We start from the raw sequence: 26,324 nt of genomic DNA on the forward strand, positions 1-26,324 counted from the left end.
TATGTATATTTGCTTCCTATGGAAAATGCACTTCACGAAAAAGTTTCTCAGGATATATTACTCAAAGCGTATAATCATATGATGCTGGCGAAAGCCATGGCAGACATCTACGAAGAAAACAGAAATGTATGCAAATACGTTCACAGTACTTCCAGAGGTCACGAAGCTATTCAGCTTGCAACAGCTTATCAGCTAAAGAAAGAAGACTGGGTTTCTCCTTATTACAGAGACGAAAGTATTCTTTTAGGAATTGGCTTTGAACCTTACCAATTAATGCTTCAATTACTGGCCAAAGCTGATGATCCTTTTTCGGGAGGAAGATCTTATTACTCACACCCTTCAAGTAGGGATGAAAACAAGCCAAAAATTGTTCACCAGAGTTCTGCCACAGGAATGCAGACTATTCCTACGACAGGAGTAGCCCAGGGAATTAAATACATTCAGGATTTCAACCTTCAGAATTTTGAAAACAATCCTGTTGTGGTTTGTAGTCTTGGAGATAATTCTGTTACAGAAGGAGAAGTGAGTGAAGCTTTACAATTTGCCGCTTTACACCAGCTTCCTATTATCTTCCTGGTTCAGGATAACGAATGGGGAATTTCCGTAACAAAAGACGAGGCAAGAACCTGTGACGCTTATGATTTCGTAGCGGGTTTCACCGGATTAAGCAGAATGAGAGTAGATGGAACTGATTTCGTGGAAAGTTTTGAAGCCATGAAAAAAGCCGTAGACTTTGTAAGAACAGAAAGAAAACCTTTGGTTGTCTGTGCAAAGACTGTATTGATCGGGCACCATACTTCGGGAGTAAGAAGAGAATTCTATAGAGATGAAGAAGATTTAACAAAACACAGAGCTAAAGACCCGGGAGAAATCCTTAGAAAATATTTACTGGAAGCAGGTGTAGACGAAGATCTTTTAAAGCAAATCACTAAAAAGGCACGTCTTGAAGCAGAAGAAGCTTTCGAAAAAGCTAAAAATGCAGAAGATCCAAAGCCCGAAACCGTAATGCAGCACGTTTTCGCTCCTACTCCAATTACAGAGGAAACAGGAACTCGTGAACCTGCCAACGGAGAAAAAATTGTAATGGTAGATGCTGCCATCCACGCAATACAGGAATTGATGTGGAAACACCCGGAAGCTCTTCTTTACGGACAGGATGTAGGAGAAAGAATTGGTGGAGTTTTCCGTGAAACGGTTACTTTAGGAAAAAAATTCGGAAGCAAAAGAGTATTCAATACAGCCATTCAGGAAGCTTATATCATTGGATCTACAGCAGGAATGAGTGCTGTTGGACTAAAACCAATTGTTGAGGTTCAGTTTGCAGATTATATTTATCCGGGAATCAACCAGTTAATTACGGAAATTTCAAAATCCAGTTATTTAAGTGGCGGAAAATTCCCAGTAAGCAACATTATCCGTGTTCCTATCGGAGCCTATGGAGGTGGTGGTCCTTACCACAGTGGAAGTGTTGAAAGCATCTTAGCCAATATCAAAGGAATCAAAATAGCATACCCAAGTAACGCTGCCGATTTTAAAGGGTTATTAAAAGCAGCCTATTATGATCCGAACCCGGTAGTAATGCTGGAACATAAAGGATTATACTGGAGTAAAGTTCCGGGAACTGAAGATGCTAAAACGATAGAACCTGCTGAAGACTATGTTCTTCCATTCGGAAAAGGTAAAGTGATTATTGAAGCTGATAAAGATGAAACTGAAAAAGGCAGAACTTTATTAGTGGTTACTTACGGTATGGGAGTTTACTGGGCTAAAGAAGCAGCCAAAAACTTCAACGGAAAAGTTGAAGTGATTGATTTAAGAACATTAATTCCTCTGGATGAGGAACTTGTTTTTGAAAGAGTAAAAGCGCACGGAAAATGTATCGTTCTTACAGAAGAGCAGTTAAACAACTCTTTTGCAGAAGCATTCGCACATCGTATTTCTAAAAACTGCTTCAAGTATCTTGATGCACCAGTAGAAACTATGGGATCACTGGATGTACCTGCTGTTCCAATCAATCTGGTACTGGAAAAAGAGATGCTTCCAAATGCTGAAAAGCTCAGCAATAAGATCGAAGAAATGCTGAAATATTAATTTTATATAAACTTAAAACCTCTAAAAATATTTAGAGGTTTTTTTATGCATTTTTTTCACTACTTTTATTTAAGATTATCAATCTCAATTCTAGTCGATTATCAACCAACAAAACACAATTATCCATTATCTGAGAGGTACTACGAAATACAATGAATCCCAGTTTGGTATTTATTTTGTCTATACACGCAAAACACATCCATTTTTATGATCACAACCAAATACGTCAACTATAAACAGGTCCTCAATCTTGCCGGTGTACATCTTATCCTTATTTCTATATGGTGTACATTGATTGCTGTTTTCTTTTATTTTTTTAACTGGCACTGGATGACGATTCCATGGGTTCCTGTTGCACTTATTGGTACAGCAGAAGCATTCCTTGTGGGTTTTAAAAACAACCAGGCCTATGACAGACTTTGGGAAGCCAGAAAAATATGGGGTGGAATTGTGAATTCCAGCCGTTCGTTTGCTTCTATGGTGTATGCTTTTGATACTAAAAATGAAGAAATTGGAGTTTTTGATCTCGAAGACCGTAAGAGAAGAATCGTTTACCGTCATATTGCATGGTTATATACTTTCCGTGAACAACTTCTGGTACCTACAGAATGGGAACACATCAGTACAGAAAATAATAAATTCGGGAATATCAACCTGAGAAGAAACAGATTGATCAAGGCAGGTTTTCCGGATTATGGAAGAGCTCCTATTTTCCTTCACAAATATCTTTCGGAGGAAGAATATGAGCTTAAAAACGATTATAAAAACTTCGCTACCTATCTGGTTGCCCAACAGGCAAAAGACATCAATGAGCTAAAAAACATAAATGCTATCACAGAATTCAACCAAACTCAGTTGCAGAATAGCCTGAATGAATTCTACAATTTCCAGGGACAGGCAGAAAGAATCAAAAAATTCCCTTCTCCAAGACAGTTTGCCAGCACAGCTTTTGTATTCAATATTCTTTTTATCATGCTGCTCCCATTAGGATTAGTGAATGAGTTTGCAAAGCTAGGTGATTGGGGAATCTGGACCTCTATCCCTTTCTGTATCATCATCGGATGGATTTATATCATTATGGAACTGGTAGGAGATTATTCTGAAAATCCTTTTGCAGGATTAATGTTTGATGTTCCGATGCTTTCGATCTGCAGAACGATTGAAATAGACCTTCTTCAGATGAGCGGAGAAACAGAGCTTCCTGATCCTATTTCTTCCAAAAACGGAGTTTTGGTTTAACTTCTTTAATCATTGTAAAAACTTTAAAATATTCTTTAAAACCTATTCAAAAAGTTCATTGTTTTTCATAATTTAGAAGCATTGAAAGCACAAGCTATATTGATTCATCTGAATCGATTTAGCTTTTACTTTTTTCATCAACTAAAATTTTATCCTTTCTTTTGTAAACAATGAAATCCAAGCAACTTCTGCAGACTATCACAATGTTATGTCTTGCCTTATTCTGCCCTAAAGCGAAATCACAGATAGCTTTCAACAAAGAGTTACCCAAAGAGTTTACAGACGGATTTACCAAAGAAATTAATGACAGTATTCCTTCTCTGGGATCTTTCATTGTTTCACAAAACAATAAAATAATTTATGAGCAGTATTTCCATAGTGCCAATAAAGAGACTATTTTCAGTATAAAATCTGTTACCAAAAGTATCGTCTCTGTGCTGGCAGGTATTGCACAGGATAAAAACATACTTCCCAACCTCAATACTCCGGTTTTAAAAATTCTTCCGGAATATAATATATCAAGAAGCAGCTTCAAAAACATTTCCAATATTGAAGGGAAGGTAGCTCATGATTCCATCAGAAATACATTAACATTAAAAAATCTGCTGACCATGCAGGGTGGTTTTGACTGGGTTGAAAATTCAAAAATTTCAACAGCCATGTTGTTTTCCGGTGATCCTGTAAAATTTGTACTGGATCTTCCTTTTGAAGAATATCCAGGGACAGTCTTCAATTATAACAGTGGTGAAACCCATCTTTTCGGTGCAGCATTAGCCAAAATCGTAAAGACTAACCTGAAACAGTTCGCCACAGAAAATCTTTTCAGGCCATTAAAGATGAATACTCCACGCTGGGATACAGATTCCATGAACAGGAATATTGCAGGTTCGGAAATGTTTATGAAACCTGAAGACATGCTGAAGTTTGGTACAATGATCCTGAACAACGGAAAATTTAGCGGCAAACAGATCGTCTCTTCAAAATGGATTCAGGAATCTACTTCTGAACAGGTAAAACTGGATACCTGGGATGTTATGCCGAATGCCAACGGTTACGGCTATTACTGGTGGCGTAGAAAAACCAACGGGCATCAGGCTTTCGTAGCCACCGGCTATGGCGGACAGCTTATCTGTGTCATTCCTGATTTAAAAATGGTCATTGTAACCACCTGCTTTCTGAATGATAAAAATAAAGGCAGAACAGAGATTAAAAGACTCCACTATTTCATTGATAAAATAACCAAAGAAACCAATAACTGACTAACAATTTATTGATAATCTACAGTATGATCGCTGTAGTATTTTTCACTTCGGAAATCATAAAAGAACTGTGCGTACTTGCAATGTGTTGAAGCGTTGTAAGTTTCGTCAGCATAAAACTGCGGTAGTCTTCAATATCTTTCACCCCTATTTTAAGGATATAATCATAGTCTCCGCTTACGTGGAAGCATTCTGTCACTTCCTGAAGATCCATCACCTCCTTTTCAAACTGCAGTACAAATTCTTTTTTATGCTGGCTTAGCTTCACATGACACAACACGATAAAATTTTTCTTAACTTTACTCTTGTCCAGCAAGGCTACATATTTTGAAATAACACCTGCATTTTCAAGCTTTTTTACACGCTCATAAATTGCTGTAACCGACAATCCAAGCTTACCGGACAGCTCTTTGGTGGTTTGCTTACAGTCTTCCTGTAAAAAAAGTAACAGTTTCTTATCTGTTTCGTCAAGTTCCATAGATATTTTTTTGGTAAAAATTTAATAATATCGAAGATACTAAATATTTTTTCTAAATAAACAATATTTTACAGTTTTATATTCTATAAATTCAATTTTATATTGTAATTATTAGGAAATTAATGCAAATTGGAACGATAAAATAAAAACAATATTTATGGAAAACTTTAACGCAGCCAATGAGATCCAGGATCTTCAGTATTTTGGTGAATTCGGAGGAGTGAATCCTTCTATCTCTGATAGCTCTACCTATACATTCCTTTCTGCAAAGACCATGTTTGATACTTTCGAAGGAAATGCGGAAGGATGTTATCTGTATTCCAGACATTCATCACCGATGAATCTTTATCTGGCTCAGGCTCTTGCCAAGATGGAAAACACGGAATCTGCCAACGTTACAGCATCCGGAATGGGAGCTATTACTTCCGTTTTGATGCAGGTATGCAAAAGTGGAGACCATATTATTTCAAGCCGAACCATCTACGGAGGAACTTATGCTTTTCTTAAAAATTTCTTCCCTCAATTCAATGTAGCGACTACTTTTGTTGACATCAACAATTTTGAATCTATAGAAAAAGCAATCACTCCCAATACTAAAGTTATTTATTGTGAAAGTGTAAGCAACCCGCTTCTTGAAGTAGCAGATCTTAGAAAGCTTTCCGAAATCTGCAAAAAACACAATCTGAAGCTGATTGTAGATAATACCTTCTCTCCTCTTTCTATCTCTCCCACTTTATTCGGGGCAGATGTTGTGATTCACAGTTTGACAAAATTTATCAACGGAAGCAGTGATACGGTAGGAGGAGTATATTGTGCTAGCCAGGCATTTATTGATGATACTAAAAATGTCAATTCCGGAGCGTGTATGCTTCTTGGTCCAACGATGGACAGTTTAAGATCTTCAAGCATCTTAAAAAACCTGAGAACATTACATATCAGAATCAAACAGCATAGCCACAATGCCATGTATCTGGCTGAGAGATTCGAAAAAGACGGCTTAAAAGTATCTTATCCCGGCTTACCATCTCATAAAAACCATGAATTAATGAAAAGCATGATTCATGAAGAATACGGATACGGAGGATTACTGACTCTGGATGCCGGAACAACAGAAAAAGCAAATGAACTGATGGAGCTGATGCAGACAGAAAATCTGGGGTATCTTGCCGTAAGCTTAGGGTTCTATAAAACCTTATTCTCATGCTCAGGAAAATCTACCTCATCTGAAATCCCGGAAGAAGAAAGAGCTTCCATAGGGATTTCTGACGGACTGATCAGATTCTCCATTGGTCTAGACCACGATATCAAAAGAACTTATCATAAAATGAAGGAATGTATGCTGAAAGTAGGAGTTCTTAATCACCATGAAAACATTTCTACCATCTAAATTTATTATAAAAGGCTGTTTCGTTTGAAACAGCCTTTTTTATTTTCTTAATTTATAACTCCAACCGTTTAGATTCCTGCGGAATGACAAAGATTGTGTATAATTACAAGCAAAAAAATCAATAGAAATGGGCTTCCAAAACTTAAATTACTTTTTATAATAATGATGAGGAAAAGCATCCTCAGGCTTCATTCTGAAAACATTCAGCAAAATCCATGATTTCAGGAAACCATACCCATAAGAAAACATCTGAATATAAGTGGAAATAACCGCCATTCCGGCAATGCTGATATTTTTAGTCAACAATAATGCATGGAACAATACTAAAAAAGTATACAATCCGTAGAAAGCAAGGATAATTCCTCTTCCCATAATAAAATACTCCAAAAAGCCCATTATATACCCTAGCATAAACAAGGTAGGAAATGCAAAGGAAATCTTTACATAATTCGGGTGTCTCTGATTAAGAATCGGTCTTGCACAACCAAATTGGTAGACCTGCTTGGAGAATTTCCCAAAATCAACCCTACGCTTATGATATACGGCAATATCATCAAAAAAAGCAGTGGTGAAACCATTTTCCCAAAGTGTCATGGAAAGATCCGGATCCTCACCTATCCTCATCTCTGAAAATCCGCCTACTTTTTCAAAAACAGCCTTTTTCACCCCCATATTAAAACTTCTGGGTTGAAATTTCGAAACCGCTTTCTTGCTCCCTCTGATTCCTCCTGTTGTAAAAACAGAAGTCATAGAATACGAAATAGCCTTCTGCATCAGATTAAATCCTTTATGCGCTTTATCTGCTCCTCCAAACGCATCACAAGGAATGGTAAGAATATCGTTTTTAATATGTTCAATATAATCTTTTTCAACGATGACATCACTGTCTACAAATACCAGCCATTCGTTAGCGGCTCTTGCTGCCCCATAATTTCTTGTCAGTCCGGGTCCTGAGTTATCTTTTCTGAAATATTTAATATCCAGTATTCCATCAAAATTTTCAATGGTAGGTTTCAGATCGATTAAAGAACCATCATCCACAATAATGATCTCAAACTCCTTATCTGTCTGCTGAGTAAGAGAAGTCAGCAACTCGAAAAGTTCATCTTTTCGGTTGTAAATGGCAACGACAATAGAAATAGTAGGCTTCAAATTGAAAATTTTTCAAAATTACTTATTCGCAGAACAATCTACAAACAGTTTAACAGCTTATTCAGATAAATTAACGATAGAGAATTTTATCTGCCTTACTACATGGAGATTACAAATGAAATTCTGAGCCAAGTCATTTGACATTTTAAACAAAATAAACATAAAAAATCCCTCCTAATTTTGCTATAGAAATTTAAACCAATAAAAAAATGGAAACAATAATCAGTACATTGCAACAACCTATTCAATCAGGCTTTGATGCATCTTCAACAGCTCAGGAAGTTATTAAAGGAATAGATCTTACCGGAAAAACAGTCATCATTACCGGCGGTTATGCAGGAATTGGACTTGAAACCACAAAAGTTCTTACTTCAGCTGGAGCTCATGTTATTATTCCCGCAAGAGATATCGAAAAAGCAAGGGAAAATCTTACAGGAATTGAAAATTTTGAACTTGAGAAAATGGATCTGATGGATCCGACATCCATTGATGCTTTTGCAGAAAGATTTATTGCATCAGACAGAAGCCTGGATCTTCTCATTAATAATGCAGGAATTATGTGGGTACCACTCCGCAGAGACAGCAGAGGTTTTGAATCTCAACTGGCCACTAATTATCTTGGACAGTTTCATCTTACCTCAAAATTGTGGCCCGCTCTGAAAAAAGCAAATGGTGCAAGGGTTATCAGCGTTTCTTCTTATGGGCATCAGATGGCACCTTTTAATTTTGAAGATCCTAATTTTGAAAAAAGAGATTACGATACCCTTTCCGGATACGGACAATCCAAAACAGCTTGCAATCTGTTTGCCGTAGAACTCGATGAAAGAGGAAAAAAATTCAATATCAGAGCGTATTCCCTTCACCCTGGTTCTGTATATGGAACAGATCTGGGTAGAGAAGAACCTATCGAACTTTTTAAACAGTTGGGAACCCATGATGAAAACGGAAATATCAAACCCGAAGTGGAAGCACGATTAAAAACCATTCCACAAGGAGCTGCAACAACAATCTGGTGTGCTGTAAGTCCTCAACTTAATGAAATAGGTGGAGTTTATTGTGAAAACTGTGATATTGCTGAAATAGACAAAGGACAAATTGAACATAGATTTGATGAACCGGCAACCATTCGAGGAGTACAATCCTACTCTGTTGACAAAAACAATGCTGAGCGTTTATGGAAATTAAGCGAAGAAATGCTGGGATTTGAGTTTGACACCCAATAACTGTTTTTTTAAATACATTTGTAATGAAAAACTTTTGACAATGGAATTCCAGATACAGTACCTCACACCGGATATCAAAATTTCCAGTTATGACGACAAGCTGTTCAAAACGGAAACCGTTTTTGAATATCATATGCTGGTATGGTTCATATCAGGAGAAACGAAAATTATTCAGGCAGATAAAACCTATCTGTTCAAAGCAGGAGATATTTTTCTGATTCCGAGAAATCATCTGGCTACAATTATCAATTACCCCAAAGATGGACTTCCACATAAAGCTGTAGTAATGCATCTTACCACAGAACGGCTGAAAAATTTTTATAGCTCTGTTGATTATAAAAGGAAAAACGGGCATCGGGAATCCAGCATTCACAGTTTTAGCAGCCATCCGCTCCTGAACAGTTGCCTGGCTTCTCTCATTCCTTATTTTGATATTGAAGGTCCGTTTCCTGAAAACATTGCTCATTTAAAGATCACTGAAGCCATCAGTATTTTAAGGGAAATTGATCCGGATATCGATACTTTACTTGCAGATTTTGATGAACCCGGAAAAGTAGATCTGATTAACTTTATGGAGAAGAATTATATGTTCAATATGCCATTGGAACGATTCGGATATCTGACAGGAAGGAGTTTGTCTACTTTCAACAGAGATTTCAGAAAGATTTTTCAAACGACGCCACAGCGATGGCTCACGCAAAAACGTCTTGAACTGGCCTATTATCATTTATCAGAAAAGAATAAAAAACCTTCCGATGTTTTTCTGGAAGTAGGTTTTGAAGATCTCTCCCATTTTTCGCATGCTTTTAAAAAACAGTATGGCTTTGCACCTTCACTGGCAAGATAAAACAAAACAGGTTGTACTCATTCGTACAACCTGTTTTTTATTTTAATTACCACTGAAATTATTTTTTCTCTGGACTACCCGGATCTTTTAAATCCTTCTTTTGAGATATTATATTATGATTTAAAGCTTTTCTTTCTGGTTTTGAACGTGATTTTGAACGTGACGATTTTGATTCAGACCCCAACAGACCGAATAAATCAAAAACTACATCAAATATGTCAAAAAAATTCCAGGACATCAGTTTATTATTTTAAATCCTACTTATTATCTTTCAGTTTATATATGTTCTTCGTCGTTTCCAATTTTCCGTTGAAAAGTCTGATCTTTCTTGAAGGACGTCAACCGATTTTCTTCACTGTTTCCACGTCTGGAAAAATCAGCGGACTATATGGTCTATCAATTTTACTAAACCCGTTTTGTTCTGTTATATAAACCATCCTGACTTAAAGTAAGCACACAATACTGCCGAAATAAAAAAAGTGATTACTGAACAACTGAAAAGAAGTAATTTGAGCAGGGTTTTAAAGTAATAAAGTTCCAAAACATAGAGAACAAAAAACACTAACAGCGAAATACCAATTCCTATTAAAGAAGCTACTATTAAGGTTTGTGTATAGTTTTGTACCGGTAAAGGATCTTTAAAAACAATAAAAAGCCCAAATGCCGCTAACACCAAAGCTACAGCACTTACTTTCTCAGTAAAATATTTAGATCTTTTTGATTCCTTTTTTAGAGGTTTTTCATCATAATTAAGACTCTTTCTGTCAGAGGTTGAACTTGATGAGCCTGAGCCCGAGCTAAACAACCCCAACGCGTCTACAATTATTCCCAATAGATCTAATAACATCAGTTTATTATTTTAAATCCTACTTATTCTCCTCCAGTTTATGTACTTTCTTCGTTCCTTCATACATTTCATACTGTAAAAATCTTGTTTCCAGCTTTCCGTTGAAAAGTTTGATCTTTCTTGAAGGACGTAAACCGATTTTCTTCACCGCTTCAAGATCGGAAGAAATCAGCCAAGCCAATGTATTCGGGTAATGCGTTTTAAAAGTATCTCCGATTTTCTTGTAGAAATCATCATCATTGATGGAAATTCTCTCATCATATGGAGGATTGAATACCATTAATAAAGGGAAAAGTTCTTTTTTAGAATCAAAGAAGTTCTGTTTTTTAATCTCAATAACATCTTCCATTTCTGCAGCTTCTACATTCATTCTTGCAGCATTCAGCATTCTTGCATCAATGTCATATCCAACAATTTTTCCATCAAATTGTCTTACTCTGTTAATTCTGAATTCTTTGATTTTTGCAAATAAGTCTGCATCATAGTTATTCCAGTTCTGGAACCCGAATCTCTTTCTGAAAATCTGAGCCGGAAGATCCATCGCAATCATTGCTGCTTCAATCAATAAGGTTCCGGAACCACACATTGGATCCAGGAAATTTCCCTTTCCGTCCCAGCCTGCCAGCTGAAGCATTCCGCTTGCCAGCACTTCATTGATAGGAGCCTCGCCCTGTTCTCTTCTGTATCCTCTTTTAAACAAAGGATCTCCTGAAGAATCCATTGAAATCATTACCAATTCTCTGTCTATGTGAAGGTGGAATTTGATATCCGGATTTCTCGTTTCTACATTCGGACGCCTTTTGAATTTTTCCTGGAAATAATCCACGATCGCATCCTTCATTTTTAAAGTCACAAACTGAGAATGTTTGAACGTTTCAGAATTTACAGTGGCATCAATAGAGAAAGACTGATCAACATCCATAAAGTTCTCCCATTCAAATTTGAACAATCTATCATAGAACTGATGCTGATTGAAAGCTTTGAATTCATGAATTGGTACCAGGATTTTCAATGCTGTTCTTGCAGAGTAATTGATTTTATAAAGAAAACCAAGATCTCCTTCACAGTTTACTGCTCTGTTTTTAATTTCAACATTTCTTCCACCCAATTTTTTGATTTCTTCTGCCAGAATCTGCTCCAATCCAAAGAAAGTCTTTATCTGTATTTTAATATTTTCTGTATCCATAAGTTTGAATTAAAAGATTTAAAGCTTTAAAAATTAAAAGATTAACCATCCAACTTCTTGTCCAATTGAATTTTTCAATCTCTTAATGTTGTAAAATACTTTGCTTTTAACCGCACAAATTTAGTTATTTTTGCATTATGGAATGGTTTGAATCTTGGTTTGATACCCCTTATTATCATTTGCTTTATAGCAACAGAGACTATACTGAAGCAGAAAACTTCATTACAAAGCTCACAGCGGACCTTCAGTTGCCGCCTCAGTCGAAAATCATAGATCTTGCCTGTGGAAAGGGAAGACACTCTGTTTTCCTTAATAAATTAGGGTATGATGTTTTGGGACTTGATCTTTCAAGACAAAGTATTGAATCTGACAAACAGTACGAAAATCAAACTTTACTTTTTGAAGTTCATGATATGAGAAACCCTATTGATGCGGATCCAATGGATGCTGTATTCAATTTATTTACAAGCTTCGGGTATTTTGACAATGAAAGCGATGATAAGAAAGTATTCCAATCGGTTTACAATGCTTTAAAACCAGGAGGATATTTTGTACTGGACTATCTGAATGAAGAATTTGTAAGAAGTACCTTAGTTCCTGAAACCACAATAACCCGCGGCGATATTGAGTTCAGAATCTTAAAGAAGATCGAAGGCAGACATATCATCAAAGATATCCGTTTTGAGGCTGACGGTAAACCGTTTCATTTCTTTGAAAAAGTAAAACTTCATACCTTGGAAGCCATTCATGCCTATGCTTCTGAATGTGGATTTGAAAGAATAAAAATCTGGGGAGATTATCAGCTGAATGAATTTAAGAAAGAAAATTCCCCGCGATGCATCAATTTATTTAAGAAAAAATAATGACAACAGTACTTTTACTGATTTTAAGTGTTGTAACAGGAGTATTCCTTGGAAAACACTTTGGTAAAAAAGAGAAACTGGCTAAAAATTTACTGATATTAAGTGCCGGTTTTTTGATTACAATATGCCTCAACGAAGTTTTTCCACAGGTTTACACCTCTGCCGGAAGCAATAGTCTTGGGATATTTGTAATTGCAGGAGTTCTTCTCCAGATGATTCTGGAAGCCCTTACCAAAGGTTTTGAACACGGACACTTCCATCATCATAGTGAACATAATATTCTTCCCGTTGCTTTAATGGTAGGACTATTCATCCATGCTTTTATTGAAGGGATTCCTTTGGCTAATGAGCAGCATGAAATGTCACCATACCTTTGGGGAATTGTATTTCATAATCTTCCTATTTCATTTATTCTGGGAGCATTTTTATTTAACAGAAAGGGAGAATCAAAAAGTTCTTCATCCTATCCTTCTATTCTCATTGTAGCCTTATTTGCTCTGGCTTCTCCAATGGGAATGTTGTTAGGAAATTATTTCAATCCTGATCTTCAGCCCTATTTTCTGGCTATCGTAGGGGGAATTTTTCTTCATATTTCATCCGTAATCATTTTTGAAAGTAATAAAAATCACAATATCGATTGGGTAAAGATCGGACTGGTTGTCTTAGGAGTTTCACTTGCACTCATGATGCATGTTTTCCATCAACACCCCACTGCTCATTCTCATTAAAAAATAAAAAAGCTCTGAAATCCAGAGCTTTTTTTATTGTATTTGTAGTAATGATCCACTTTTTTCACAATCATTCCCGTTAATATTTACTCACACCTGTTTAGACATATAAGTTAAAATTTGTTTTTTAAAAAATATTTTACATAAAAGATTAAGTAATAATTAATTATATACACTTAAAACAAAAACGAAACATATTTTTTAACATTTTTTAACACGCTCATAATAACAACACATTGTTTTTTGTACATTAGCAACATTACCATCACCTAAATATGTATGAAAAAACAAAAAAATTTAACGACATCAGTCTGTTTTTTTTTAATGACGGGTTTTATAGCAGCCCAGACGACAAAGAAAACAGATTCTTTAGAAGAAAAAAAAATTGATGACATTGTAATTATCGGCTACAAGGCACAGAAAAGATCAAGCCTTACAGCTGCCGTTTCTGTTATTTCCGACAAAAAACTTCAGGATTCCAATACCCCCAGCGTATCCGGTCTTCTGCAGGGAAAAGCCGCTGGCGTTCAAATCTTACCTGGCGGAGGCTCTGCAGGTTCTGTAGCCACTGTAAAAATCAGGGGTACTTCTACTATCAATGGCCCTAGCTCTGCCCTTTGGGTGGTGGATGGCGTAGTAATGCCCTATGCCCCCAATCTGGATCCCAATCAGATTGAAAGTATCAACATCTTAAAAGATGCCGCTTCTACAGCCTTGTATGGCTCTAAAGCTGCAAATGGTATTGTACAGGTATTTACCAAATCAGGAAATTCAGGAAAAGGAACATTAAGCGCATCTCTTAATAATTCTTTTAATGTGTTTAACAACGGGCGCTTCAAGCTTATGAACGGAACGCAACTGTATGATTATTTCACCTCATTAAAAGGAGCACCTGAAATCCCTAAAACCCTTAGAAATGATGGTTACAACTGGCTGAAAGACGGTACACAAACAGGAGTTGTACAAAATTACACTATTGATTTCAGAGGTGGTTCGGACCATTCCAAAACCTATATTTCAGGAAATTATTATAATGAAACCGGAACAATAAAAGGAGATGAATACAATAGGCTCTCATTCAGAATCAATCATGAACAAACCATAAAGCCTTGGTTGATACTGAAACCCAAAGTCAGTTTATCATATACCACAGGAAAAGATACTCAGGCTTCCCTTTATCAGATGTACCTTAATATGCCATGGGACAACCCCAGAGATGCCAATGGAAATCTGATCCGGGTGGATGAGGATTACGCAGATTGGTATGGAAGAGATAAAAGCAGTTACCTTTATGACCTTCAATGGAACTATGGTAAAAGTAATCAACTGGACCTCATAGGAAATCTGGATGCTGAAGTCAGGTTTACTGATTATCTCAAATTCATCAGTACCAACAATGTTACCTACAAAAACTATGATGACATGTACTATACCGATCCCAGATCGATCAGTGGAACAAGTAATAAAGGGGAGCTAACAGAAAACTATCAAAGAGATATCAGCAAATTTTTCAACCAGATGCTGAGATTTGACAAAGATTTTGGAAATCATAACATCAACGCATTAGCTGCGTATGAATATACCGACAGATTCTATAAGTCATCAAGAGCAGGGGTTTATGGCGTAGTACCTGGTACAGATATTTTTAATACTGGAGCAACCACAGGACAAAAGCCAACAGGGAGAAAGCTTGACCGCGCTTATAATGCATTCCTGTTTAACACAGAGTATGTATATGATAAAAAATATTTTATCCAAGGGTCTTTAAGAAGCGAATCATCTTCTGCATTTGGTGCCAACAACAGAAACGGCTTATTTTATGCGTATAGTGTGGGATGGAATATTCATAAAGAAAATTTCTTCAAAGTAAAACCTGTTAACGAATGGAAATTACGAGCAAGCAGAGGACTTGTGGGAAATACACCCAGTCCGGATTACGGATGGCAGGACCTGTATAGACTGACTGAGAAATATGACGGACAAATAGGAGCAACATGGTACCAGCTCGGAAACCCTGGGTTAACCTGGGAATCAATCTATCAGAATAATATCGGTACGGATATCAGGGCATTTAATAACAGGCTTACTTTAAATATTGATTATTTTAATAATAAAACGAAAAACCTGCTGATGCTTGTCCCTCTGCCATCACTGACAGGTGTTGACAGACAGTACCTGAATATCGGTGACGTAAGAAACAAAGGCTGGGAGTTCAATGTAAATTATTCCATTATCCGCTCAAAGGATATCAACTGGGATCTGGGGTTCAATATCAGCACCTATAAAAACAGTGTCCTTTCAACCCGAAATAACGGCACACAGGTATTGGACAATTATCATGTAGCTATACAAGGATATGACGTTAACTCTTTCTATATGAGAAAGTGGCTGGGTGTAAATCCGGACAATGGTGAAGCACAATGGGAGGTCATTAATCCGGATGGAAGCAGAAGCGCAACCTCAAAATACAACCTGGCTACCGTTCAGGTGGTAGGAGCTGCCACACCAGATTATTATGGTTCTGTAAGTACTAATCTGAATATCAAAAATTTCTATTTTGCCGCAAATCTTTATTTCTCACAGGGAGGGCAAGTATATAACTCGTACAGAGAATTATTTGATTCAGACGGTGCCTATCCGTATTACAACCAGATGGTTTTAAAAGATGGATGGACAAGATGGGAAAAGCCTGGAGATATCGCAACCCATCCGGCTGCTGTATACAACAATAATTCATTAACAAATAAGCCTTCATCACGTTATCTTGAAGATGCCAGCTTTGTCAAATTAAGATCCCTGAGAATAGGATATAATTTACCTGCATCTCTAACAGAAAAGATGAAAATAAAATCGGCGAATATCTATATTATGGGTGAAAATTTATTCACCATCACCAAATTTTCCGGAGTGGATCCGGAAGTTGGTAATGCAGATAGTCAAAACGTCTATTCTGGCAATGCAGGAGCTATCTACCCTATTCCGAGAAGATTTTCTTTAGGCTTAAACTTTTCATTTTAAAAAAATAATTATGAAAAAAATACTCATTCCCATTCTTATAGTATCATTAACGGCATGCAATATAGATCGTTCACCATATGATTCAAAAGAGTCTGATGTTATCCTTGCAGACGCAACAGGACTAAAAACCATAACGCTAGGAAATTATGCATTGCTTAAAGGAGATGCCGAAGGTGGTGGTTTTTACAACAACCTCTACAGAATCAGTGAATATGGTGGCGATAATATTGATATCAGCGGAACTACCACCGATTCATTCTTTTATTATTATAATTATAAAAGTATTAAAAACAATGCCCGCACCAATATTATCTGGAACTCCGGATACAAGGCTATTATTGGGTGCAACAGAGTGATATCAAAGGTTGCCGAAGGAAAAGACATAGAAACAGATCAGCTCATAGGCGAAAATTATTTCTTAAGAGCTTATGTATATTTTTCTATGGTCAATGTATTTGGAAGACCATATAATCAGGGGACCGGCAATTCCGGAGTACCTTTAAAACTATCTGACGACGTCAACGATTTGCCTGCCAGAGCCACTGTGGGAGAAATATACAATCAGGTGGTAAGTGATCTTCTGAAAGCAGAAAAACTGATGACCCTGGATAAAAACAACATATATGCATCCAAAGAAGCAGCACAGGCTTTACTTTCCAGAGTCTATTTATACATGGAAAATAATGATAAAGCGATTGAATATGCAGATAAAGTCATCAATTCCGGAAAATATACCCTTTTGTCTAAAGCAGAATTGCCTGCTTATGCTACCAAAACTCCTGAATCGAATACCGAAACTATTTTTGCATTTAAATACAATAAAGATGGAGACTATAGTGATGGCTGGTATACTATAGGCTCTATGTATGCTACCATACAGAATGTGGGCTGGGGTGAAATGTATGCTTCTTCTTCTTATCTTGATCTTATCAATCAAAATCCTCAGGATGCAAGACTAAAATTTATTTCTCCAAAATACAGCAGTCCGGCAGTTCCGGTAGCATATTGGGTACAAAAAGGAACCAACTCATCCGGTGCTACCACCTACAGTTATCAATTTCAAAAGACTTTCCAGCAGAATGGAAACACTTATTTTACCATGAATAATATCAATTATCAGGTACAATCTGAGGTAACACCCAATAAAACAAACTATTATTTTATCAATGCAACCGGTGGGAAAACTTATGTTTACCTGGATAATGATATGGATAAAAGAAACGGATATCCTAAATTTTATGTTTTAAAATGTTCCTTACAGGAAGGAGTTCCACAATTGTGGTCTCCGGTTGTTATAAGACTGGCAGAAATATACATGAACAGAGCCGAAGCCCAAGCGAAAAAAGGGAATACCGCTTCAGCACTCGCAGATGTAAATATCATCAGAACAAGAGCAGGAATACCTGTATACAATTCAGTTCCGGCAGGACAGACAACGCTGAACACTGTTCTACAGGAAAGAAGATTGGAAATGGCTTTTGAAGGACATAGAAGATATGATGTTTTCAGAAACAAACTGGATCTCGACAGGCAGTATCCCGGCACCCATTTAAGTGGAAGTAATGCCTTTTATACGGTACCTTACACTCATAACAGAGTGGTAGAATATATTCCAGAACAGCAAATCCAGATCCAGCCAAATCTTGTGCAGAATCCGGATTAAAAAATGGATATACGTATACTTCTATTGTATATGAGTAGGAGACAAAATCAACAAAAAAGAGGCTGCCCAAAATTTTCGGGCAGCCTCTTTGTATATTTTGATATTTTTTAAAGCATCAGATTAGAATTTCCATCCTAAAGTAAGGAAGAAATTATTTCTGTTGTTTTTCACATTACTTACAGCATAATCCTGACTTTCAATAATTTTACTCGAAGAATAATATGATGAATCAAAATTATCACCCATGTATCCTCTCATAAAAGGATTTACATATTTGGAAGATATATTTTGATAAGATGCATCGATATAGAATGATTTGAAATCATATCCAATACCGAAAGAAAGTGTATTTCTATCACTTAGCATAAGATTGTCGTAAGACTCATCTCCCACAGTACCTGCATCATTAAATCTACTGATTGTAAGTGCATCAAAAGGACTTGACTGATAAGAGTATCCTCCTCTCAATCTGAACTGCTGTACTCTGTACTCAGCTCCCACTCTTACTTCTGAAAGATTCTTGTAGTTTTCTTTGAAGAAATCATTCAATTCTCTTTCTGCACCTCCATATACTTTATAATCAGGTTTTGTAAGTCCAAGAGTATAGTCTACGTTCAATGAGAAGTTTTTACTTGCTACAAACGCAGCACTCACCGTTGCTTTAAGAGGTGAAGTGAATTTTCTGTTTTCAGCTCCCATATCGTCTCCATAAACAGGATCATTATAGAAGTAATAATTTCTGTCTATTGTCCAGAATGTAGGAGTTTCAAGAGATGCTCCCACTCTGAAGTTAGGACTTAACTTCCCGATTACCCCTAATGAAGCAGAAAAACCTGATGATCTTTCTGAATAAGGAGTATCCTGCTTACTGAATGCTTCTGTAGAACCATTGGCAATGTTTCGGTACAACAAAGTATCATATTGGTCCAATGAAGCATTGAAAAAATTGAAACCTGCTCCTAAATATAAATTATGATTATAATTGGCTCCAACTCCAAAACTCATCTTTGACAAGTTTCCGTATCTTTCATACATATGCCCCGCTAATGCAGCATCCTTGGTAGTATCATTCTTATCAAAAGCATAAACGACCTTATTATTTCCCGGTGACTGGATGATATTGTCTAAGCTCTGATTAGAAAAATTAATACCAATGTTGATAAACTTCCATCCGGTTTCTGTCATCAAAGGAAAAGCAATTACTCCTCCTGCATTTCCAAGGTCTCCTCGGGTTTTGCTATAATCTATTGTAGATCCTCCTAAAGTACTTTTGTTTTTATTTCCTAAAATAGATAAAGTTCCTGAAACCTCACCTGAAATAGCGACTCCTAAACCTGCCGGGTTCGTAAGCAAAGAGTTTGCATCACCACCTAGCGCACCATTAGCTCCAGCCATTGCATTAAACTTAGCTGATCCCACCATAGGAGTACTTGAATAAACCTCTACAGTATTTCTTATGACAGAAACATCCTGAGCCTGTGCATAAAATGCAACAGAAATGCTCATTAATACTAAAGATTTTTTTAACATTATTTTTTAATAGTTTATTAATTTGAAAAATTATCTAAAGCCACCTCTGCCTCCGCCGCCGGATCTCATTCCGCCACCGCCTCCTGAAGAACCGCCTCTAAAGCCTCCTCCTCCGGAGTTGAAGCCACCACTAGATCTGAAACCTCCTGAATCATTAGATCTGAAGCCTCCGTTATTGTTGTTATATCTTGGTTGTGGTTGCTGATAATTGTAATTAGGTCTTGTTTGTGGCGCAGAATTACGGAATCCACCATTAGACTGTGTATTTCCGAAGCCTCCGGAATTACCGTTTCTAAAACCTCCGGAATTGCCATCTCTGAAACCGCCATTACTGTTTCTGAAACCTCCGTTTGAGTTAGTATCTCTGAAACCACCATTATTATTAGTGTTTCTGAAACCTGAATTATTTGTATTCGTTCTGTACACTGCGTTGGCTACCCCTGTATTCTGGAATCCACCTCCACTGATACCACTTCTTCTGTAAACAGGTCTGTTGTAGTAGCCACCACCCCAGTAACCGCCTCCGTAACCCCAGTAAGGATTTCCGTAGTATCCGCCCCAGAATGGATCATAATATCCGCCATAGCCGTATCCCCAGTATGGACTTCCCCATCCGTAAGAGCCTCCCCAGCCCCATCCGAATGATCCGCCCCAACCCCAGGACATACTTGCACCCCAGCCCCAGCCACGGTTCATACCCCAACCCCAATACGGGCTGTAACCACCATACCATCCCCAAGGAGATCCCCATCCCCATGAGTTGTCATAGTAGTTCGTCTGAGAACCTGAATAAAGTCCCCAATCTGAGTCTGTAGCATTAGAGTTCCAATTTGTATTGGTACCACTCCAATCGTTATATCTGTTTTGCTGCTCTCTGGAATTCGTCTGTGCATTTTGAATTACATTGGAATCCTGGTAGTAGTCATAGTATTCTCCTACTCTGTTTCCGCTATCATTAATGATAACTCCTTCAGGTAGCGTATCCTTATTGGGGTCGTAATACACCCCGTCTGTCTCGCTATACCCTCCCATCTGAGCACCACAAGACACAAGTAATAATCCGCCCGATATAGCCAATATCCCTTTGGATCTTAGCAGACCAAGCAAATTTTTATGTATATTTCTTTTCATGATAACGTAAAAATTTTTAATTTAAATTATATTTGCAATCTGTACCAAAAATGTACCAAAATACTGGTAAAAAAATCTATCAAAAATAGATTTTTATTTTTAGATAACAATAATGTACAAAAGTTAAAAAAATTTTAAAAAATAATGGCAAAATTAACCTCAAGAAGCGAAGATTACAGCAAATGGTATAATGAGCTGGTTGTAAAAGCTGATTTAGCTGAAAACTCAGGCGTGCGTGGATGTATGGTGATCAAACCGTATGGCTATGCGATCTGGGAAAAAATGCGTGATGAAATGGATAAAAAATTCAAAGAAACAGGTCACGTTAACGCATACTTCCCGCTTTTTGTGCCCAAAAGCTTGTTTGAGGCTGAGGAAAAAAATGCAGAAGGTTTTGCAAAAGAATGTGCTGTTGTTACCCACTACAGGTTAAAAACCGATCCGGACAATCCTTCAAAACTGATTGTGGATCCGGACGCAAAACTTGAAGAAGAACTTATTGTTCGTCCTACTTCAGAAGCAATTATCTGGAATACCTACAAAAACTGGATTCAGTCTTACAGAGACTTACCGATACTAATCAACCAATGGGCAAATGTTGTTCGTTGGGAAATGAGAACACGTCTTTTCCTGAGAACAGCAGAATTCTTATGGCAGGAAGGTCACACCGCTCACGCTACAAAAGATGAAGCTATTGAAGAAGCAGAAAAGATGAATAAAGTATACGCAGATTTTGCAGAAAACTTTATGGCCATTCCTGTAATTCAAGGGTTAAAAACACCTTCTGAAAGATTTGCAGGAGCTGATGAAACGTATTGTATTGAAGCATTAATGCAGGACGGAAAAGCTTTACAGGCTGGAACATCTCACTTCTTAGGTCAGAATTTCGCAAAAGCATTTGACGTAAAATTCACCAACAAAGAAGGGAAAATCGAACATGCATGGGCAACATCATGGGGAACTTCTACCCGTCTGATGGGAGCTTTAATTATGACGCACTCTGATGATTTCGGATTGGTATTGCCTCCTACTCTTGCGCCAATTCAGGTGGTGATTGTTCCTATCTTTAAAGGAGAAGAGCAACTGGAACAAATCAGTGAAGTGGCTTTAGATATTCAGGCTAAATTGAGAGCAAGAGGAATTTCTGTGAAGTTTGACAATGATACTCAGAACAAACCAGGATGGAAATTTGCAGAATATGAATTGAAAGGAGTTCCTGTAAGAATTGCAATGGGACCAAGAGACCTTGAAAATAAATCTGTAGAAATTGCGAGAAGAGATAATCTGACTAAAGAAGTTCGTTCTATTGAAGGAATTGATTCTTATATCGAAGATCTATTGAAAACGATTCAGCAGGATATTTATAACAAAGCATTTGAATTCAGAAAAAATAATATCACGAAAGTGGATACTTATGAAGAATTCAAAAAAGTGCTGGAAGAGAAGGGTGGATTCATCTATGCACACTGGGATGGAACGGCTGAAGAAGAGGAACAAATCAAGGATGAAACGAAGGCTACAATCAGATGTATTCCTTTGGATAATGATGTAGAAGAAGGAATTTCTTTGATTTCAGGAAAACCATCTAAGAGACGTGTATTATTTGCAAAAGCTTATTAAAAATTTTAATGATTTAGAAAAAAATCATTAATTTTTAAAGAAATATTCAAAAAAAAGTGACATTTGGACGGATTTTTGTTTAAATTTATCTCAACATTAATCAAAAAAATTTATTATTATGTCTTTAAATGTCATTGATTTAATTAAAGGACAATTAGGTCCCGCATTGGTTTCACAGGCTGCATCGCAGTTTGGAGAAAGTGAATCCGGTATTTCTAAAGCAATTGGCGGATTATTACCTGCTGTAGTAGGTGGATTAGCCAATAATGCAGATAAACCTGGCGTTGTGGATGCTATTACACAAGCCTCTTCAAGTGGAATTTTAGGAAATTTATTAGGTGGTTCGTCCAGCAATCCTATTATTTCAAACTTGTTGTCTTCAATTTTTGGAGATAAAGTAAGTGCATTAGTGAATTCTATTGCCAGTTTTTCAGGAGTAAGCAATACCTCTGCAAGTTCTTTGTTAAACCTGGTGACTGGAGCTACAGTAGGCACTGTGGGAAAATATGCAACAGACAATAATTTGGGTGCTTCAGGTATTTCCAGCTTACTGAATGATCAGAAAGGCATTATTTCTTCTTTATTGCCTGCAGGTCTTTCTTTGGCTTCCTTTGGATTAGGAGCTGAAAATTGGTTTGGCCAGGCAAAAGAAACAGTTTCTTCAGTAACTTCTACTGCTAAAGATAACATCGCTGAAGGTGTTGCTACAGCAAGAGAAAATGTTTCAGAAGGAGCAAGAGAAGTAAGAGAAAGATTTGAAAATAATAACAATAATAATCAAGGCGGAGGTTCAATCTGGAAATGGTTGCTTCCGCTTTTATTATTGATCGCTGCAGCTTATTTCTTATGGAAGCAGTGTGAGAAAAAACAAACCACTACAACCACTACCACAACATCTGACTCAACAGCAACCAGCACAACTACGGATACTGCTGCTGCTACAGTAACACCTGCTCCTGCAACAGCTAAAACAGATGAAGACATTGATCTTAACGGAGTGATGTTAAAAGGTTATAAAGGAGGAATGGAAGATCAGATGATTACATTCCTGAAATCCGGAAACTACAAAAATGCAGCTGATGATGCAGCATTGAAAGATAAGTGGTACGATTTCGATCACGTAAATTTCAAAATGGGAAGTTCTACTGAACTTGAAGCAGGTTCACAAGGACAATTGGATAACTTAGTGGCTATCCTTAAAGCTTTCCCTGATGCAAAAATCAAAATCGGAGGTTATACAGACAAAACCGGAAACGAAGCCAACAATGTAAAACTTTCAAAAGCCAGAGCTGAATATATCAAGTCTGCTTTAGTAAAAGCAGGAGTTGGTGCTCAGGTCTTAGAAGCTGAAGGCTACGGAAGCAAATTTGCTAAAGTAGATGCAAAAGCTTCTGATGCTGAAAGAGCTGCCGACAGAAAAATGGCTGTAAGATTTGCAAAATAATCTTTAGATTGAATAAAAATTAGATCCCGGAAAGCAATTTCCGGGATTTTTTTAGGTCATGATTTTTCTGTTTACATTTATTTAATTAAATTTGTTAGTCATTTCTAACATTTATGAATTTCAATATAAAAAGCGCCTGGCGAAAAGATAAAACCAACCATTCCTTATCAGAGGTTTATTCATCCATCAAAGTCCCTAAAAATGCAACTTTTTGGAGAAAATATCTTGCATTTGCAGGACCGGGGCTGATGATTGCAGTAGGTTACATGGATCCAGGAAACTGGGCTACAGATATTGCCGGGGGAGCTCAATTCGGTTATACACTCCTTTCGGTTATCCTTATTTCCAATATTTTTGCAATGGTTTTACAGCACTTATCCGTAAAATTGGGTGTTGTTGCAGAAAGAGATCTTGCTCAGGCTTGCAGAGACCACTTCAGTCCTACCACTAATTTTATTCTCTGGGTATTCTGTGAAATAGCTATTGCCGCCTGTGATCTCGCTGAGGTTATCGGTTCAGCTATTGCATTAAACCTGTTATTCCATATCCCGCTGACCTGGGGAATTGTCATTACAACAGTGGACGTTTTAATCATTCTTTTACTTCAGTCTAAAGGTTTCCGATGGATTGAGAGTATTGTAGGAGGACTTATCTTCATTATTCTGGCGTGTTTCGTGTATGAAATTATCATTTCGCAACCTGCTTTTAATGAGATTCTGGGAGGTTTGGTTCCACAAAAGGAAATCATTCAGAACCCTGCCATGCTTTATATAGCAATCGGAATTTTAGGAGCTACCGTAATGCCACACAATCTGTATCTGCACAGCAGTATTGTACAGACCAGAGATTATACCCGTGATACCGAAGGAAAAAAAGAAGCCATAAAGTTTGCCACCATAGACAGTACGGTTTCATTAATGCTGGCATTTTTCATCAATGCAGCCATCCTTATTCTGGCTGCTGCTACATTCCATACTACAGGTAACGAACATGTGGCGGATATTCATGATGCCTATAAAATGTTAACTCCTATTCTGGGAGCTTCTATGGCAAGTATTGCGTTTGCCATTGCTTTATTAGCATCCGGGCAAAATTCAACATTAACTGGAACTCTTGCCGGGCAGATCGTCATGGAAGGCTTCCTGAATATCAGATTAAAACCATGGCTGAGAAGATTGATCACCAGACTTATTGCTGTAATTCCAGCACTTATTGTTGCCATTCTTTATGGAGAACAGGGAACCACTGAATTATTGGTTTTAAGCCAAGTAATTCTTTCTATGCAACTGAGTTTTGCAGTTGTTCCATTGGTGATGTTTACCAATGACAAAGCTAAAATGGGAGAATTCGCGAATAAGCCTTTCCTTAAAATCTGCGTATGGATTATTTCCATTATAATTATTGTTTTAAACCTTTATCTGTTATATCAGACATTTACAGGAGAATAGTCCATATATGTGAATTGTCAATGGTGAATTTTTGTTTCACAAAGTGAATTTTTAATCCCACACTGGGAAAAATTCACAAGCGAAGCAGATTGACGTATTTACATTGAACATAATTAAAGTGAATGGTCAATAGTCAATTTTTGCTTTGCAAAGTCAATTTTTTATCCTATCCTACAACAAATTCACGAGCGAAGCGGATTGATGCCTTCACCATTGATAAGTGAATGGTTAATGGTCAATTTTTGCTTTGCAAAGTCAATTTTTTTATCCTATCCTACAACAAATTCACAAGCGAAGCGAATTGACACCTTCACCATTGATAAGTGAATAGTCAATAGTCAATTTTTGCTTTGCAAAGTCAATATTTAAACTTACACTTTCCAAAATTCACGAGCGAAGCGGATTGATACCTTCACCATTGATAAGTGAATGATCAATAGTCAATTTTTGTTTCGCAAAGTCAATTTTTTAAAATTACACACCTACAAATTCACAAGCGAAGCGGATTGACGTATTCACAATTCACCATTACTCCTTTTTCTGCCTTAATGTCCAGATTTTAGATTTGGCAGGCTCTTTGTCAAACAATCAGTAAATAAATATTGAATTATGGAAAACCAGGATATTAACGAAGAAAGCATCAATAATCAGGAAGAAAACAATGTTCAGAATGACGCAACGTCTCAGGACAATGTGACAGTAGCTCCTTCTCCAGAGGAACTTTTGGCAGAAGAAAAAGACCGTTACATCAGATTGTATGCTGAATTCGAAAACTATAAAAAAAGAACGAGCAAAGAGAAGATCGAATTCTTCCAGTATGCCAACCAGGAAATGATGGTTTCAATGTTAGGAGTTTTGGATGATTTTGAAAGAGCTTTAAAAGAAATCGCTAAAAATGGAAATCCGGCTGACCTGCAAGGTGTGGAACTTATCTATCAGAAATTCAAGAATAAACTTACCGAAAAAGGACTAAAAACAATGGAAGTAAAGGCTGGTGACAGCTTTAATGTTGATTTCCATGAAGCGATTACTCAGATCCCTGCTCCATCGGAAGATTTGAAAGGAAAAATCGTAGACGTTATTGAAACAGGATATACTTTAAATGATAAAGTGATCCGTTTTGCAAAAGTAGTAACAGGAAATTAAAATTCATAAATGATAAATGGTGAG

The 26,324-nt window shown here is 37.0% G+C and carries 20 protein-coding genes; 14 read left to right on the forward strand and 6 right to left on the reverse strand.

Going from position 1 to position 26,324, the window contains the following annotated elements; all coding sequences use genetic code 11:
• Window positions 1-18: 18 nt before the first annotated feature.
• The 3 genes from ACMA47_RS04285 to ACMA47_RS04295 all read left to right on the forward strand — a co-directional run bounded on the left by ACMA47_RS04285 (window position 19) and on the right by ACMA47_RS04295 (window position 4,589).
• Complete coding sequence (locus ACMA47_RS04285; protein WP_413928808.1) at window positions 19-2,091, forward strand: thiamine pyrophosphate-dependent enzyme; 2,073 nt, start codon at window positions 19-21, stop codon at window positions 2,089-2,091.
• Window positions 2,092-2,298: 207 nt separating this feature from the next.
• Window positions 2,299-3,330 (forward strand): bestrophin family protein, encoded by a 1,032-nt coding sequence (locus ACMA47_RS04290; RefSeq protein WP_413928809.1) that lies wholly within the window; start codon window positions 2,299-2,301, stop codon window positions 3,328-3,330.
• A 170-nt stretch (window positions 3,331-3,500) separates the two neighbouring features.
• Window positions 3,501-4,589 carry a serine hydrolase domain-containing protein gene (locus ACMA47_RS04295; protein WP_413928810.1) on the forward strand — a complete coding sequence of 363 codons (1,089 nt, stop codon included), beginning with the start codon at window positions 3,501-3,503 and terminating at the stop codon, window positions 4,587-4,589.
• Window positions 4,590-4,608: 19 nt separating this feature from the next.
• On the opposite strand, the gene ACMA47_RS04300 is transcribed toward ACMA47_RS04295, so the two are convergent.
• Window positions 4,609-5,067, reverse strand: coding sequence for an Lrp/AsnC family transcriptional regulator (locus ACMA47_RS04300; RefSeq protein ID WP_034695278.1), 459 nt, complete (start codon window positions 5,065-5,067; stop codon window positions 4,609-4,611).
• Between the two features lie 157 nt (window positions 5,068-5,224).
• On the opposite strand from ACMA47_RS04300, the gene ACMA47_RS04305 reads away from it, so the two are divergent.
• Window positions 5,225-6,454, forward strand: coding sequence for an aminotransferase class I/II-fold pyridoxal phosphate-dependent enzyme (locus ACMA47_RS04305; protein WP_413928811.1), 1,230 nt, complete (start codon window positions 5,225-5,227; stop codon window positions 6,452-6,454).
• Window positions 6,455-6,601: 147 nt separating this feature from the next.
• Here the strand turns inward: ACMA47_RS04305 and ACMA47_RS04310 are convergent, their stop codons facing one another.
• On the reverse strand, window positions 6,602-7,606 hold the full coding sequence (locus ACMA47_RS04310; RefSeq protein ID WP_413928812.1) for a glycosyltransferase: 1,005 nt from the start codon (window positions 7,604-7,606) through the stop codon (window positions 6,602-6,604).
• Window positions 7,607-7,815: 209 nt separating this feature from the next.
• On the opposite strand from ACMA47_RS04310, the gene ACMA47_RS04315 reads away from it, so the two are divergent.
• Window positions 7,816-8,829 (forward strand): SDR family NAD(P)-dependent oxidoreductase, encoded by a 1,014-nt coding sequence (locus ACMA47_RS04315; RefSeq protein WP_413928813.1) that lies wholly within the window; start codon window positions 7,816-7,818, stop codon window positions 8,827-8,829.
• 40 nt (window positions 8,830-8,869) lie between these two features.
• On the forward strand, window positions 8,870-9,676 hold the full coding sequence (locus ACMA47_RS04320; RefSeq protein WP_413928814.1) for a helix-turn-helix domain-containing protein: 807 nt from the start codon (window positions 8,870-8,872) through the stop codon (window positions 9,674-9,676).
• Window positions 9,677-10,100: 424 nt separating this feature from the next.
• On the opposite strand, the gene ACMA47_RS04325 is transcribed toward ACMA47_RS04320, so the two are convergent.
• Complete coding sequence (locus tag ACMA47_RS04325; RefSeq protein ID WP_413928815.1) at window positions 10,101-10,523, reverse strand: branched-chain amino acid ABC transporter substrate-binding protein; 423 nt, start codon at window positions 10,521-10,523, stop codon at window positions 10,101-10,103.
• A gap of 19 nt (window positions 10,524-10,542) precedes the next feature.
• Window positions 10,543-11,709: a THUMP domain-containing class I SAM-dependent RNA methyltransferase gene (locus ACMA47_RS04330; RefSeq protein ID WP_034695266.1), complete on the reverse strand. Its 1,167-nt coding sequence runs from the start codon at window positions 11,707-11,709 to the stop codon at window positions 10,543-10,545.
• 137 nt (window positions 11,710-11,846) lie between these two features.
• On the opposite strand from ACMA47_RS04330, the gene ACMA47_RS04335 reads away from it, so the two are divergent.
• The 4 genes from ACMA47_RS04335 (at window position 11,847) to ACMA47_RS04350 (ending at window position 17,981) form a co-directional block, all read left to right on the forward strand.
• The gene (locus ACMA47_RS04335; protein ID WP_413928816.1) at window positions 11,847-12,572 is read left to right on the forward strand and encodes a class I SAM-dependent DNA methyltransferase; all 726 of its coding nucleotides are present in this window, start codon (window positions 11,847-11,849) and stop codon (window positions 12,570-12,572) included.
• The gene (locus tag ACMA47_RS04340; RefSeq protein ID WP_413928817.1) at window positions 12,572-13,300 is read left to right on the forward strand and encodes a ZIP family metal transporter; all 729 of its coding nucleotides are present in this window, start codon (window positions 12,572-12,574) and stop codon (window positions 13,298-13,300) included. The genes ACMA47_RS04335 and ACMA47_RS04340 overlap by 1 nt, the downstream gene beginning before the upstream one ends.
• 279 nt (window positions 13,301-13,579) lie before the next feature.
• Complete coding sequence (locus ACMA47_RS04345) at window positions 13,580-16,318, forward strand: SusC/RagA family TonB-linked outer membrane protein (protein WP_413928818.1); 2,739 nt, start codon at window positions 13,580-13,582, stop codon at window positions 16,316-16,318.
• Between the two features lie 10 nt (window positions 16,319-16,328).
• Window positions 16,329-17,981 carry a RagB/SusD family nutrient uptake outer membrane protein gene (locus ACMA47_RS04350; protein WP_413928819.1) on the forward strand — a complete coding sequence of 551 codons (1,653 nt, stop codon included), beginning with the start codon at window positions 16,329-16,331 and terminating at the stop codon, window positions 17,979-17,981.
• 120 nt (window positions 17,982-18,101) lie between these two features.
• On the opposite strand, the gene ACMA47_RS04355 is transcribed toward ACMA47_RS04350, so the two are convergent.
• Together ACMA47_RS04355 and ACMA47_RS04360 are read right to left on the reverse strand one after the other, a co-directional pair.
• Window positions 18,102-19,487: an OmpP1/FadL family transporter gene (locus ACMA47_RS04355; protein WP_413928820.1), complete on the reverse strand. Its 1,386-nt coding sequence runs from the start codon at window positions 19,485-19,487 to the stop codon at window positions 18,102-18,104.
• A 54-nt stretch (window positions 19,488-19,541) separates the two neighbouring features.
• Complete coding sequence (locus ACMA47_RS04360; protein WP_413928821.1) at window positions 19,542-20,642, reverse strand: prolyl-tRNA synthetase; 1,101 nt, start codon at window positions 20,640-20,642, stop codon at window positions 19,542-19,544.
• Between the two features lie 144 nt (window positions 20,643-20,786).
• Between ACMA47_RS04360 and proS the strand changes: the two genes are divergently transcribed.
• The 4 genes from proS (at window position 20,787) to ACMA47_RS04380 (ending at window position 26,300) form a co-directional block, all read left to right on the forward strand.
• Window positions 20,787-22,262, forward strand: coding sequence for a proline--tRNA ligase (gene proS / locus ACMA47_RS04365; protein WP_413928822.1), 1,476 nt, complete (start codon window positions 20,787-20,789; stop codon window positions 22,260-22,262).
• A gap of 118 nt (window positions 22,263-22,380) precedes the next feature.
• Window positions 22,381-23,706 carry a DUF937 domain-containing protein gene (locus ACMA47_RS04370; RefSeq protein WP_413928823.1) on the forward strand — a complete coding sequence of 442 codons (1,326 nt, stop codon included), beginning with the start codon at window positions 22,381-22,383 and terminating at the stop codon, window positions 23,704-23,706.
• A gap of 113 nt (window positions 23,707-23,819) precedes the next feature.
• Window positions 23,820-25,154 carry an Nramp family divalent metal transporter gene (locus tag ACMA47_RS04375; RefSeq protein ID WP_079240989.1) on the forward strand — a complete coding sequence of 445 codons (1,335 nt, stop codon included), beginning with the start codon at window positions 23,820-23,822 and terminating at the stop codon, window positions 25,152-25,154.
• Between the two features lie 606 nt (window positions 25,155-25,760).
• Entirely contained in the window at window positions 25,761-26,300 is a 540-nt protein-coding gene (locus ACMA47_RS04380; protein WP_413928977.1) for a nucleotide exchange factor GrpE, read from the forward strand.
• Window positions 26,301-26,324 lie beyond the last annotated feature (24 nt).

Origin of the sequence: Chryseobacterium sp. T20 (genome assembly GCF_047345655.1) — a bacterium.
GTDB lineage: Bacteria > Bacteroidota > Bacteroidia > Flavobacteriales > Weeksellaceae > Chryseobacterium.